General features: G+C 71.8%; 10 protein-coding genes. 4 read left to right on the top strand and 6 right to left on the bottom strand.

Annotation, left to right across the window (positions count from 1 at the left end):
• The first annotated feature begins 174 nt into the window (after positions 1-174).
• Positions 175-1,737: an MDR family MFS transporter gene (locus ACFP3V_RS02010; protein WP_380578974.1), complete on the top strand. Its 1,563-nt coding sequence runs from the start codon at positions 175-177 to the stop codon at positions 1,735-1,737.
• A gap of 7 nt (positions 1,738-1,744) precedes the next feature.
• Here the strand turns inward: ACFP3V_RS02010 and ACFP3V_RS02005 are convergent, their stop codons facing one another.
• The 3 genes from ACFP3V_RS02005 to hpnH all read right to left on the bottom strand — a co-directional run bounded on the left by ACFP3V_RS02005 (position 1,745) and on the right by hpnH (position 4,800).
• Entirely contained in the window at positions 1,745-2,785 is a 1,041-nt protein-coding gene (locus ACFP3V_RS02005; protein WP_380578972.1) for a hypothetical protein, read from the bottom strand.
• A gap of 105 nt (positions 2,786-2,890) precedes the next feature.
• A complete protein-coding gene (locus ACFP3V_RS02000) occupies positions 2,891-3,661 on the bottom strand; it encodes a hypothetical protein (RefSeq protein ID WP_380578970.1) in 771 nt (256 codons plus the stop codon).
• Positions 3,662-3,795: 134 nt separating this feature from the next.
• Entirely contained in the window at positions 3,796-4,800 is a 1,005-nt protein-coding gene (hpnH, locus tag ACFP3V_RS01995; RefSeq protein ID WP_380578968.1) for an adenosyl-hopene transferase HpnH, read from the bottom strand.
• A gap of 79 nt (positions 4,801-4,879) precedes the next feature.
• Here hpnH and ACFP3V_RS01990 point away from each other — a divergent pair, with 79 nt between their 5' ends.
• The 3 genes from ACFP3V_RS01990 to ACFP3V_RS01980 all read left to right on the top strand — a co-directional run bounded on the left by ACFP3V_RS01990 (position 4,880) and on the right by ACFP3V_RS01980 (position 8,004).
• Positions 4,880-5,521, top strand: a complete 642-nt coding sequence (locus ACFP3V_RS01990; RefSeq protein ID WP_380578966.1) for a TetR/AcrR family transcriptional regulator — start codon at positions 4,880-4,882, stop codon at positions 5,519-5,521.
• Between the two features lie 79 nt (positions 5,522-5,600).
• Entirely contained in the window at positions 5,601-7,094 is a 1,494-nt protein-coding gene (locus tag ACFP3V_RS01985) for a flavin-containing monooxygenase (RefSeq protein ID WP_380578964.1), read from the top strand.
• Between the two features lie 13 nt (positions 7,095-7,107).
• Entirely contained in the window at positions 7,108-8,004 is an 897-nt protein-coding gene (locus ACFP3V_RS01980) for an SDR family oxidoreductase (RefSeq protein ID WP_380578962.1), read from the top strand.
• A gap of 156 nt (positions 8,005-8,160) precedes the next feature.
• Here ACFP3V_RS01980 and ACFP3V_RS01975 read toward each other — a convergent pair whose 3' ends face one another.
• The 3 genes from ACFP3V_RS01975 to ACFP3V_RS01965 form a co-directional block, all read right to left on the bottom strand.
• Positions 8,161-10,176 (bottom strand): glycoside hydrolase family 13 protein, encoded by a 2,016-nt coding sequence (locus tag ACFP3V_RS01975; RefSeq protein ID WP_380578960.1) that lies wholly within the window; start codon positions 10,174-10,176, stop codon positions 8,161-8,163.
• A 310-nt stretch (positions 10,177-10,486) separates the two neighbouring features.
• Positions 10,487-11,959, bottom strand: a complete 1,473-nt coding sequence (locus ACFP3V_RS01970; RefSeq protein ID WP_380578958.1) for a pyridoxal phosphate-dependent decarboxylase family protein — start codon at positions 11,957-11,959, stop codon at positions 10,487-10,489.
• 43 nt (positions 11,960-12,002) lie between these two features.
• A partial coding sequence (locus ACFP3V_RS01965) for a hypothetical protein (RefSeq protein WP_380578956.1) occupies positions 12,003-12,459 on the bottom strand: 457 nt, incomplete at its 5' end.

The following is a 12,459-nucleotide window of genomic DNA, read 5'->3' as shown; positions in this document are numbered from 1 at the left end:
ACCGGCACCGAGGACTCCAGCCTGCAGACGTCCTTCGTCCTCGACGACACGGCGCTCAACGCGAGCTGAACCTGACCGGCTGACCGGTCGTCAGCAGCCCCGCCACCAGCTTACTTGCCGTAAGGCTAGCCCCGGTGGCGGGGCTGTCGGTGCCATGGAGTACTGTCCCGCGTCATGTCAGAGATCTCGACCGACACCCCGGTCACCCCACCCGGTCCCGAGGCGCAGGCCGACGGCCCCAACTACCTCAGCCACAAGCAGATCATGGCCGTCATGGGCGGTCTCATGGCCGGCATGCTGCTCGCCGCGCTCGACCAGAGCATCGTCGGCACCGCGCTGCCCACCATCGTCAGCCAGCTCGGCGGCCTGGACAAGATGTCCTGGGTCGTCACCGCGTACCTGCTGACCTCCACGGCCGCGACACCGCTCTGGGGCAAGATCTCCGACCTGTACGGCCGGCGGATCATCTTCCAGGCCGCCATCGTCCTCTTCCTGGTCGGCTCCGCGCTGGCCGGCCTCTCCCAGAACATGGGCGAGCTGATCACCTTCCGCGCGATCCAGGGCGCGGGCGGCGGCGGTCTGATGTCGCTGGCCTTCGCCATCATCGGCGACGTCATACCCCCGCGGGAGCGCGGCCGGTACCAGGGCATGATGGGCGCCGTCTTCGGCCTCTCCAGCGTCGCCGGCCCGCTGCTCGGCGGCTGGTTCACCGACTCCATCGGCTGGCGCTGGGTCTTCTACATCAACCTGCCGGTCGGCATCGCCGCCCTGGTGGTGTGCTCCTTCGCGCTCAAGCTGCCGGTCAACCGCCGCGAGCACTCGATCGACTACGCGGGCGCCACGGCCATCGTGCTCGGCGTCACCAGCCTGTTGCTCTACCTCAACTGGGCCGGCACGTCCTACGGTTGGGGCTCGTGGCAGGGCCTCGCGCTGCTGCTGGGCTCCATCGCGGTCACCGTGGTCTTCGTCCTGATCGAGCTGCGGGCCAAGGAGCCGATCCTGCCGATGCGCCTGTTCCGCAACCCGGTCTTCCGGATGGGCAACGGCTTCGGCTTCTTCGCGGGCTTCGCCATGTTCGGCGGCATCATCTACCTCCCGGTCTACCTCCAGGCCGTGCAGGGGATGTCGGCCACCAAGTCCGGCCTCGGCATGCTTCCGGCGGTGGCCGGCATCATGTTCACCGCGATCGGCTCCGGCCGGATCATGGCCAAGACCGGCAAGTACAAGATCTACCCGATCGTCGGCGCGCTGGTGATCATCGGCTCGCTGCTGCTGCTCAGCCGGATCACCAACCACACGCCGTACTGGCAGGTGGCGATCTTCGCCTTCATCTTCGGCGCGGGCCTGGGCCTGACCATGCAGACGCTGGTGACGGCCATTCAGAGCGCCGTCGACTTCCGGGACATGGGCGTCGCCACGGCGTCGGCCACCTTCTTCCGGCAGATCGGCGCGTCGATCGGCACCGCCATCTTCGGCACGGTGCTGACCTCCCGCCTGAAGCACTACATGGGCCCGGCGCCGGCCGGCCAGAAGATGGACACCAACAACGTCCAGGCGATCCAGCACCTCCAGGAGCCGATCAAGAGCCACGTCACCGCCGCCTTCGCGCACGCGATCGGCGACCTGTTCCTGGTGGGCGTGCCGTTCATCGTGATCGCGCTCGGCTTCGCGCTGGTGCTCAAGGAGGTCCCGCTCAAGGGCTTCGAGAACGCCGAAGCGGCCCCGCCCGCGCACTGACGCGGCCCTAGGACGTGAAGCCCACGTGGACGTGGTCGTGGTGGGTGTCGTCCGAGAAGAACTGGTTGCCCGCGCCTCCGGACAGGAGGCGCGGGCCGCCGACGTTGTAGGACCCGGCGGCGGCCGCCGCGCGCATGAACCCGTCCACGAGGGAGTGCGGTGTCGCCGGGTCGACGACGGCGTGCCCGTCGATCCGCCAGACGTCGAAGGCACGGCCGCGGGGGTGGTCGCTGGGCCGGTTGGTTCCGAAGACGTCGATCGGGTGCCCGGAGCGGACCACGCTCAGTTCGAGCCGGTAGCGGCGGGAGAGGGTGAGCAGCGCCTCCAGGGCGGTGTCGTGGACCTGGTCACTGGCGACGTCCGCGTGCCCGGCGGGCGGGAGGGTGATGGCGTCACTGGCCAGGACGGCCCGGGCGGCGGCGGACAGTGAGTGCGAGGCGGGCCCCGGCTGGGAGGGGTGCAGCGCGGTGACCGTCCAGACGGGCTGACTGCTCGTCAGCCGGACGTCCACGGTGATGCCCCCGGTCGGCCCGGCGGGGGTCCACTGGCGGCAGACGACGAGCACACTGGCGGAGTCGGCGAGGATGCCGCCGTACTGCGCCTCCAGGACCTGCAGCGCGGCGGAGCCGGCGGCGGGGAGCAGCCCGTCGGCCTGCGACACCAGGTTCGCGCGGTAGCCCGCCTTGCTCGCGCGCGAGCGCGGGTCGGGGTCGGCGGGGGTCCAGTTCCCGAGAGCCTCGATGAGCCGTACCGCCCGGAGTTTGACGGCGGGTTGGATGTCGTTGGGGCTCGGGGACCAGCGCGTCACGGAGGGGAGCGCGGTGCCGCTCGGGCCGGACGAGGACGGAGACACGGTCGGCCGGGACGTCTCCGTGACCCCGGTCGAGGCGGGCGCGGACTCGCCGCCGGACGGCGATCCGGAGCCGGTGGGGGACGGGGAGGGACTGCCGGCCTTCGAGGTGCAGCCGGTCAGCGTCACCGTCCCACCCGCCAGGGCGGCGGCGCCGCAGATCCCCGCCACCACCAGCCCGCGCCTGTCGATGCCCATGGGTTCACCTTGCACCCCGAGTCCGGCGCGGACCCGCGCGACCCGCCCACCGGACGGGGAACTGCGGCACCCCCCACCCGCGGAGCCGCGGCGTCTGACGGTCCCTCAGTGGGAGGTGCGCGCCATCAGGTCCAGGGCGCGGAGGAGGGAGGGGAGTTCCGGCGTGCGGGGGATGGGGGTGACCTCGTGGGGGAGGTCGTCCGTCAGCACGAGTGCGATGTCGTCCGTGTGCGCGGCCAGGCTCCAGCCCGGGCCGTCCGCGCGGACCATGCGGGCGCCGTCCGGGGCCGGCGCGGAGCGTACCCGGCCGGCAGGGGGCGGGTCCGCCGTGTAGCCGCGGGACTCGCGCAGGATCCGCTGCACCTGCGGCGGCTGCGGGGCGTCCGGATCCAGCTGCGCGCCGGCGGCGACCTTCTCCCGCCACAGCAGCCAGTGCTTGGCCACGTCGTCCGCGCCCAGCCGCCGCTGGGCCGGGCCCCAGGCCTGCGGGTCCGGAGCGCGCAGGAACGGCCGACCCGGCTCCTCCGGGGGGTCGAAGGGCTCGGGCAGGTGCGGGACGCCGCCGCGCAGCGCGAGCGGCCAGCCGGCGACGGACTCGATCAGCGTCCGGTCGGGGGCCTGGAGGCGGTACTCGACCCCGCAGTCCCAGGCGGCCACGGCCGAGCCGACGAGCGCGGCGTCGTCGCACACCACGGTGCGGCGGGCGCCGTCCGGGGTCTGCCCGAGCAGCAGGCCGTAGCCGTCGGCCCAGGGTTCCAGGGCGAGCGCGGCGCAGGCCGCGGGGTAGTCGTCGCCGAGCACCGAGGGGAACTGCCCCGGCGTCAGCAGCAGCGCGGTGAGGACGTGGAACCTGTCCCCGACCTGTGGAGCGGCCATCGGTATCCCCCCAATGGTCCTGTTTCGTCCTCCCCAATGGAGGTCGCTTCATGCTAGTGAGCCATCCGGGGGGACACCAGGGACGAAAGGGACGGCCTGCCGGAGGCAGGCCGTCCCTTTCCGTGCCGTTCCGCTCAGCCCGCGGTGACCGCCCGCAGGCTCTCCTTGAGCGAGGACATGGTGGCCAGCACGGCCGTCGGCTCGTAGCCGCAGTGCGCCATGCAGTTGTCGCAGCGCGGGTCCTTGCCGCGGCCGTAGTTCTCCCAGTCGGTGCTGTCCAGCAGCTCCTGGTAGGTCTTCACGTACCCGTCCGCCATCAGGTAGCAGGGCTTCTGCCACCCCTTGAGCGAGTAGGACGGGATCGCCCAGGGCGTGCAGTCGAAGTCCCGCTTGCCCTCGAGGAAGTCGAGGTAGAGGGCCGAGTGGTTGAGTCGCCACTTCTTGCGGCGGCCGTCGCCGAAGGCCTTCTTGAACAGCGTGCGGGTCTGCTCGACGCCGAGGAAGCGGTCCTGGTCGGGGGCCTTCTCGTAGGCGTAACCGGGCGAGATCTGCATCCGGTCGACCTTGAGCTCGTCGTTGAGGTAGTCGAGCACCTCGATGACGTCCTGCGGGCTGTCGTTGTTGAAGAAGGTCGAGTTGGTGTAGACGGCGAACCCGGCTGCCTTGGCCTGCCTGATGGCCTCGATCGCCTGGTCGAACACGCCTTCCTTGCTCACCGACTCGTCGTGCCGCTCGCGCAGGCCGTCGATGTGGACCATCCACGCGAAGTTGCGGTGCGGCTTGAACTTGTGGATGTGCTTCGGCAGCAGCACCGCGTTGGTGCAGAGCACCACGAACTTGCCGCGCTTGAGCAACTGCCGGGTGATCTCGTCGATCTGAGGGTGCATCAGCGGCTCGCCGCCGGCCAGGGAGACCATCGGGGCCCCCGACTCCTCGACGGCCGCGACGGCCTGCTCGACGGGCATGCGCTGCTTGAGCACGCTCGCGGGGTGCTGGATCTTGCCGCAGCCCGCGCACGCGAGGTTGCACGCGAAGAGGGGTTCCACCTCGACGATGAGCGGGAACTTCTCGCGACGGAGAAGCTTCTGCTTGAGGAGGTAGGTGCCCATCTTGACGGTCAGGTTGAGTGGGAGTCCCATGATCCATGTCTCCGTTCCCCCGGGCACCGGGATCGGTGTCCTCAACTAACATACAGGCTGTATGGAACAGGATGGTGGTATGGCAGTCGCCCGGATCCGACGGAGCCGTCGTGCGGACCACACGGCGGACACCCGGCGTGCGCTGGTGGGCGCCGCGCGCACGCTCTTCGCCGAGCGCGGGTACGCGGCCACCGGCACCGAGGACATCGTGGCTGCGGCGCAGGTCACGAGGGGTGCGCTCTATCACCATTTCAAGGACAAGGCCGACCTCTTCCGGGCCGTCATGGGTGAGTGTGCCCAGGAGATGGCCGAGCGACTGGTCGAGCAGGAGACCCTGCGCGCCCAGGAGCAAACGGGTGACGCCTGGAGTCTGCTGCGCACCGGCTTCCAGTCGTTCCTCGACGCCTGCAACGATCCCGACTTCCAGCGGATCGTGCTGATCGAGGGGCCCGCCGTGCTCGGCCACAGCGCCTGGGACGCCCTGGTGGAGCAGCACGGGTACGTGCTGCTGGCCGAGGAGCTGACCCGGGCCATCGCCGAGGGGGACATCGAGCCCATGCCGGTCGCGCCGCTCACCCGGATGCTCGCCGCGCTGATCTCCGAGGCCAGCCTCTACATCGCCCGGGCCGAGGACCACGTGCTGGCCCGGCAGGAGGCCGGGGCCGTGCTGGACCGGCTGATGGACGGGCTGACCGTCAAGAAGCTCCCTACCCGCCCGTAACAAAGTCTTCCGGTCGCGGGCGCGCTGCCCTAGTCTCCTGACGGTGCCACCAGTTACTGGCAGATTGCGGGAGGGCTCGATGGCGAGCGGCGGGAGCGGCACGGACGGCGTGCAGCGGGTACGCGTGGCGGTGGTCGGAACCGGCTTCGGCGGCCTGGGGGCCGCCATCCGGCTCCGCGCGGAGGGCATCGACGACTTCGTCGTCCTGGAGCGGGCCGAGTCCGTCGGCGGCACCTGGCGGGACAACAGCTACCCCGGCTGCGCCTGCGACGTCCCCTCGCACCTGTACTCCTTCTCCTTCGCCCCCAACCCGGAGTGGCCGCGGACCTTCTCCGGCCAGCCGGACATCCGCGCCTACCTGGAGCAGGTGACGGACCGTCACGGCATCCGCCCGTGGATCCGGTTCGGCCACGAGGTGCGCTCGGCGCGCTGGGACACCGGGACCGCGCGCTGGCAGATCTCCACCAGCCGCGGCGAGTTCAGCGCCCAGGTGCTGGTCTCCGCCTGCGGCCCGCTGTCGGACCCGCAGATTCCCGACCTGCCCGGGCTGGACGCCTTCCCCGGCGAGGTCTTCCACTCCGCCCGCTGGAACCACGACTACGACCTGCGCGGCAAGCGCGTGGCCGTCGTCGGGACCGGGGCCTCGGCGATCCAGTTCGTGCCCGAGATCCAGAAGCAGGTCGGCAGGCTGGTGCTGTTCCAGCGGACGCCGCCGTGGGTGATGAACCGGATGGACCGCGACATCACCGGCCTGGAGCGGGCCGTCTACCGCCGCGTGCCGGCCGTGCAGAAGGCGCTGCGCGGGGCGCTGTGGACCGTGCGCGAGGCGCAGGTGGGGGCGTTCACCAAGCGTCCGGCCGTGCTCCAGCTCACCGAGAAGCTGGCACTGGCCAACCTCCGACGCCACGTCAAGGACCCGGTGCTGCGGGCCAAGTTGACCCCCGACTACCGCTTCGGCTGCAAGCGGGTGCTGCTGTCCAACAGCTACTACCCGGCACTGGCGCAGCCCAATGTGGAGGTCGTCGCCGCCGGGCTGCGCGAGGTGCGCGGCTCGACGGTGGTCGGCGCGGACGGCAGCGAGCACGAGGTCGACGCGATCGTCTTCGGCACCGGCTTCCACGTCACCGACCTGCCGGTGGCCGAGCACATCACCGGCGCGGCGGGGCACACGCTGGCCGAGGAGTGGAAGGACGGCATGGCCGCCCTGCGCGGGACCACCGTCGCGGGCTTCCCCAACCTGCTCTTCGTGATCGGCCCCAACACCGGCCTGGGCAACAGCTCGATGGTGCTGATGATCGAGTCCCAGCTCAACTACCTCGCCGACTTCCTGAGGAAGCTCGACGCCACCGGCGCGGCGGCCCTCGACCCCACCCGCTCCGCCCAGCTGCGCTGGAACGACGCCGTGCAGCGGCGGATGACCCGGACCGTGTGGAACACCGGCGGCTGCCGCAGCTGGTACCTGGACGGCCGCGGCAACAACACGGTGCTCTGGCCCGGCACCACGGCCCACTTCCGGCGGGAGACCCGGACGGTGGACCTGAGCGAGTACGACCGCATCACCGTTGAGAACTGAGAGGGTGTCAGCAGTGGCGAAGAGCAGGGACCTGCGCGGACAGGTCGTGGTGATCACGGGGGCGGCCCGCGGCGTGGGCGCCCAGCTCGCCCGGGTGCTGGCCCGCCGCGGCGCGGTGCCGGTGCTGGTCGGACTGGAGCCGAGGGAGCTGGAGTCGGTCGCCGCCGAGTGCGGCCCGCAGGCCGGCTGGTGGGAGGCGAACGTCACCGACCTCGACGCGATGCGGCAGGTGGCCGCGGCGGTCGTCGACCGCTACGGCCGCGTGGACGCGGTGGTCGCCAACGCCGGTATCGCCACCGGCGGTCCGTTCGTGGACTCCGACCCCGACGTGTGGGAGCGGGTGGTCCAGGTCAACCTGCTGGGCAGCGCCACGACGGCCCGGGCCTTCCTCCCCGCGCTCGCGGAGTCGCGCGGGTACCTGCTGCAGATCGCCTCGCTCGCGGCACTGACCCCGGCCCCGCTGATGACGGCGTACTGCGCCAGCAAGTCGGGCGTGGAGGCCTTCGCCCACGCGCTGCGCGCGGAGGTCGCCCTGCAGGGTGTCAAGGTGGGGGTCGGATACCTGAGTTGGACCGACACGGACATGGTGCGCGGCGCGGACGAGGACCCGGTGATGCGGGACATGCGCGCGGCGCTGCCGTGGCCGCTGAACCGCACCTACCCGCTGGCCCCGGCGGTCGAGCGGCTGGCCGACGGCGTCGCCCGGCGCAGCGCCCACGTGTACGCGCAGGCGTGGCTGCGCGGCATGCAGCCGAGCAGGTACCTGGCGCCCCTGCTCACCGCGGCGATCGGCCCGTCGCGGCTGCGGGCGATGGGCTCCCGTCTCGACGACTTCGCCGTCCACCGCCGCGGCCTCGTCGGCGCGGGCGGCGCCGCGGACGCGGCCACCCGCCGCGTTCCGCGCCCGTAGGAGGCCCTTGAGGGGCGCGAGGGGCACTGCGCCACCAGCCCACCACCCGGGGAGGTTCGTCCCGCAGACGGGGTCGGACCTCCCCGGTGGCGTGTCGCTCGCGCCCACGCGGCGGAGCCGCACATGTTCGCAGCCTCGGGCCCCTGCGGGGTGCTCTCACTGCACCAGGATCGCGCCGTAGTGGCCCTGCACGGTCACGCTGAGCGTCCCGTTCGCCACGGTGTAGACCGTGCCCGTGATCTTGTCGGTCATCGTCGTGCCGTCCGGGACGGACAGTTGGTAGGCCGGCACGGTGTACGTGTGCGACACGGAGTCGTTGTTGAGCACGACCGCGATCCGGTTGCTCGCGTCCATCCGCCCGAAGGCGTAGACCTTGTTCGTGTCGTCGGTGCCCAGGGTGATGAACGACCCGGTGCGCAGCGCCGGATAGCTGTTGCGGATCGAGATCAGCTTCTTCGTCAGCGCCACCGCGCTGTTCCCCGTCGTGGCCTGGGTCCAGTCGAAGGTGCGGCGGTTGTCGGGGTCCGCTCCGCCCTGCATGCCGTACTCGTCGCCGTAGTAGATCGTCGGCATGCCGACGTACGTCATCTGGAAGAACAGCGCGAGGTAGGTCTTCCAGATGTCGCCGCCCGCTCGGGTGCCGAACCGGACGATGTCGTGGTTGGACAGGTGATTGCTCATCACCTGCTGCACCTGGGTCGGGTAGTTGGCGCGGGTGCCGTGCAGCCAGCTGTCGAACTGGGATGTGGTGATGGACGCCGCGTTGTTCTGGTAGTCCTTGCCGGTGATCCACTCCGACACCGGCTGCGTGAACCCGTCGAAGTTGGTGGCGCCGTCCCACTGGCCGCCCGTCGTCCACGAGTTGGCGTTGCCCCAGATCTCGCCGAAGACCAGGGCGTTCGGGTTGGCGGACTTCACCGCGCTGCGGAACTCGCTCCAGATCTGGTGGTTGGTCGCGTCGTTGCCCGCACCGCCGCCCGCGTCCAGGTCGCCGGCGGCGTCGAGGCGCCAGCCGTCGATGCCGTAGTTGCGGATCCACTCCTGCGCGACGGAGCCGGTCGAGCCGTAGACCGCGTTGCGCACCACGGAGCCCGACGCGCCGTAGTCGAGCTTCGGAAGCGTCGGATACCCGTCCCAGGCGGTGTACTGGGTCGGCCAGTTCTGGAACGTGTAGTAGCTGTAGTACGGGCTGGACTGGCTCTCGTAGGCGCCGTTGGCCCCCGGCCAGACGTTGTCCTTGTCGAACCACTTGTTCCAGCTGCCGGTGTGGTTGAACACGCCGTCCAGGACGATGTGCCCGGCCGGCCCGTTGCTGCTGCTGTGCACGTCGGTGACGAGCTGGCTGAGCGCGCTGTTGCCGCCCAGGTGCGGGTCGACGTTGTCGTAGTCCTCGGTGTCGTACTTGTGGTTGCTGGGCGAGGTGAAGATCGGGTTGAGGTAGATCCCGTTCACGCCCAGGGTGTTCTTCAGGTAACCGAGCTTCTGGTCGACGCCCTGCAGGTCACCGCCGAAGAAGACGGTCGAGTTGTTGTAGCCGGAGTCGGCCGCCGGGCTCGCGCCCCAGCTCTTCTGCTCCGTGGGCGCGCCGTTGTACGTGTAGGCGCCGGTGGTGACGTCGTTGCCGGTGTCCCCGTTCGCGAAGCGGTCCGGGAAGATCTGGTAGAGCACGGTGTTCTTGGCCCAGTCGGGCGTGGTGAAGCCGGGGATCACGTAGAAGTCGCCCGAGCTGGGCTCGCTGCTGGAGGTCCCGGCCGCGTTGTACCAGGCGGAGGCGGTGCCGTCGACGATCTGGAACCGGTAGTACTTGACGGAGCAGCTCGCCGGCAGGGTGGCGGTCCACAGGTCGAAGTCCCCGGTGGCGTCCTGGCGGTTCCAGGTCATCGGCACGGTGTGGAAGGCCGAGTCGGCGGTGTCCCAGTACTTGAGGGTCACCGCGGTGGCGTCGTAGCGGTAGGTGCGGAAGGTCAGCTGCGGGGCGGTGGTGCAGCTGGGGGCGGGCGCACTGTCGTAGAGCGGGCCCTGGTCGTGGAAGAGGCCGTTCCACTCGACGTTGTTGTCGTGGGCGGCCGCCCGGGCGGGGACGGCGGGGGCGAGGGCGAGCAGCGACCCGGTCAGGGCGCCGACGCAGGCGAAGGTCAGCAGGGCGTGCTTCGAACGCAGGGGAGGACGCATCGTTGCGGCCGCTTTCGGACGGGGCCGACGTCGTCCGGTCGGCCTGGCGGCAGTAGCGTGCCGCCGGGCGCGTCCCTGACACAAGGGTCTTGCACAAGTTAGTGAAATATCTTTCAAACTCAGCGAGGCTCGGAGGTCGCCCCTCGGTGAACCACCGGCCTGCGCCGCCTCGGCGCGCTCGATGATCCGCGAGGTCAACTCCAGTCCCGCCGCTGTCAGTTCGGCGGCGTGGGCGCGCCGGTCGGTCGGATGCGGGGGCGCCTGACCGACCCCTTCCAGGTCCTGTCCCGGAACGGGGCGGCCCCGGGGCTCAGCGCGCGAGCAGCTCCCGCCCGGCGGCCAGGACTTCCTGGACCAGCAGCTTCAGGTCGGCCTCCGTGGTCGCCGGATTGAGCAGGCAGGCCCGGGCCGCCTCGCGGCCGTGCAGCACCGTCCCGGTGACGAACGCCTGGCCGCGCTGCTGCACGGCCACCGGGAGCGCCTGGTTCACCGCGTCCAGGCGCTCCTGGGCCACCCCCGCCGGGGCGAAGCGGAAGGCCGCGATGGAGGTCTCCACGGGAGCCAGCAGCTCCAGATCCGGCTCGGCCTCCACCAACTCGCCCAGCAGCCGCGCCAATTCGCAGCATCGGGCGATCGAGGCCGCCACGCCCGCGCGGCCCAGCGCGGCCAGGGTCGCCCAGACCTTGAGCGAGCGGAACGGCCGGGTCTGCTCGATGCCGTACTCGGAGAACCAGCCCAGGTCCCCGGCCGCGTCGTCGCGCAGGTAGGAGGGCACGAGGCTGTAGGTGGCCCGGAGCTGGGCCGGGTCGCGCACCAGCAGGCAGCCGCAGTCCACCGGCACGCCCAGCCACTTGTGCGGGTCGAGGGCGAGCGAGTCGGCGAGCTCCAGCCCCGCGAAGCGGTGGGCCGAGGCGGGGTCGAGCCGTCCGAAGGCACCGTAGGCGCCGTCCACGTGGAACCACAGCTGCTCCTCGGCGCAGAATCCGGCCAGGGCCTCCAGGTCGTCCACCGCACCGGAGTTGACGGTCCCGGCGGAGCCGACGACGCGGAAGGGCGCCCGCCCGGCCGCGCGGTCCTCCGCGACGGCGGCCCGCAGCGCGTCGAGGTCGAGGTGGCCGTCGGCGTCCGTGGCGACGGTCCGCAGGTTGGCGCTGCCCAGGCCGAGCAGCTGGGCGGCCTTGCGGACGCACGAGTGCGTCTCGCCGGTGACGTATCCGGTCAGCGGCGGCAGCGCGGCCAGCCCCTGCTCGCGCACGTCCACCCCGAGTCGCTGCGCGGCGCGGGCGCGGGCCGCGCCGAGGGCGACGATGGTCGCCATGGACGCCCCGGACGTCAGCAGCCCGCCACCGGGCGCGGCCGGGTAGCCGACCAGCTCGGCGATCCACCGCACGACGGTCCGCTCGAGGTGCACGTCGGCGTGGTCGCCGCCGGCGGTGCTGGGGTTCATCGCGGACGCGGCCAGGGTGGCGAGCACGCCGGCGGGGGAGGGGGCGGCGTTGACCCAGCCGAAGAAGCGGGGGTGCCCGTTGCCCATGGGGTAGGGCAGCACCTCCTCGCTGATGTCGTCCAGCAGTTCCGCCAGCGGGCGCCCCTGCTCCGGAAGGGGGAGCGCCAGCAGCCGCTCGCGCGCCGCGTCGGGCATCGGCTGCCAGACGGGACGGGCGGGCAGCTCGGTCAGGTAGTCGGCGAGCAGGTCCGCGGCCTGGTGCGCGGCGGCGCGGAAGTCGCTGGGGGAGTGGCCGGGGCCGGCGGGGGCGGCGGGGGCGGCGGAGCTGGTGGACATGGCCCGATCCTATGCGCGGCCCGCCGACCGGCCGCGGGCGCGGCTACGGTGTGAGACTCACCGCGTCCGACGGGGGCACGCTCGGCGGGTTCCGCGGCTCGCGGTCCCCGGCCGGAGGCGGCGGCCCGTCCCCGCGCCCGGGCGGGATCCGTCCGCCGCGGCGCCGCCCGTGACGGCTCGTCAGGAACCGCGCGGGGGCGGTCAGCGCGAGCAGCGCCGGATGGGAGAGCAGGTCCGCGAGCAGTGCCGCGCCCGGGGACGGTCGCATCCGCACCCGGGGACGGAGCACCACCTGCCGCAGCGGCTCACCCGCGACCAGCCACAACGGGGCCAGCGCGACCGCGAGCACCCAGGGCAGCGCCCTCCCCGACCGCTGCCCGCCACGCGCCCGCGGGAAGCGCGCCCCGGAAACCCTCCCCGAGGGCCGCAGCGGCGGCACCGCGTCGAGGCGGGAGCGGTCCGAGCGGTGGGCAGCCAGGCCCAGGAGAGCCTTCCGCCGA

It is taken from the genome of Streptacidiphilus monticola (assembly GCF_042658505.1).
Taxonomy (GTDB): Bacteria; Actinomycetota; Actinomycetes; order Streptomycetales; family Streptomycetaceae; genus Streptacidiphilus; species Streptacidiphilus monticola.
This window is presented reverse-complemented; position numbering and strand designations above follow the sequence as displayed.

Bases quoted from the DNA above. Each gene is read 5' to 3' on its own strand.
- ACFP3V_RS02010 (WP_380578974.1), top strand. From the start codon at position 175: ATGTCAGAGATCTCGACCGACACCCCGGTCACCCCACCCGGTCCCGAG.
- ACFP3V_RS02005 (WP_380578972.1), bottom strand. From the start codon at position 2,785: ATGGGCATCGACAGGCGCGGGCTGGTGGTGGCGGGGATCTGCGGCGCC.
- ACFP3V_RS02000 (WP_380578970.1), bottom strand. From the start codon at position 3,661: ATGGCCGCTCCACAGGTCGGGGACAGGTTCCACGTCCTCACCGCGCTG.
- hpnH (WP_380578968.1), bottom strand. From the start codon at position 4,800: ATGGGACTCCCACTCAACCTGACCGTCAAGATGGGCACCTACCTCCTC.
- ACFP3V_RS01990 (WP_380578966.1), top strand. From the start codon at position 4,880: ATGGCAGTCGCCCGGATCCGACGGAGCCGTCGTGCGGACCACACGGCG.
- ACFP3V_RS01985 (WP_380578964.1), top strand. From the start codon at position 5,601: ATGGCGAGCGGCGGGAGCGGCACGGACGGCGTGCAGCGGGTACGCGTG.
- ACFP3V_RS01975 (WP_380578960.1), bottom strand. From the start codon at position 10,176: ATGCGTCCTCCCCTGCGTTCGAAGCACGCCCTGCTGACCTTCGCCTGC.
- ACFP3V_RS01970 (WP_380578958.1), bottom strand. From the start codon at position 11,959: ATGTCCACCAGCTCCGCCGCCCCCGCCGCCCCCGCCGGCCCCGGCCAC.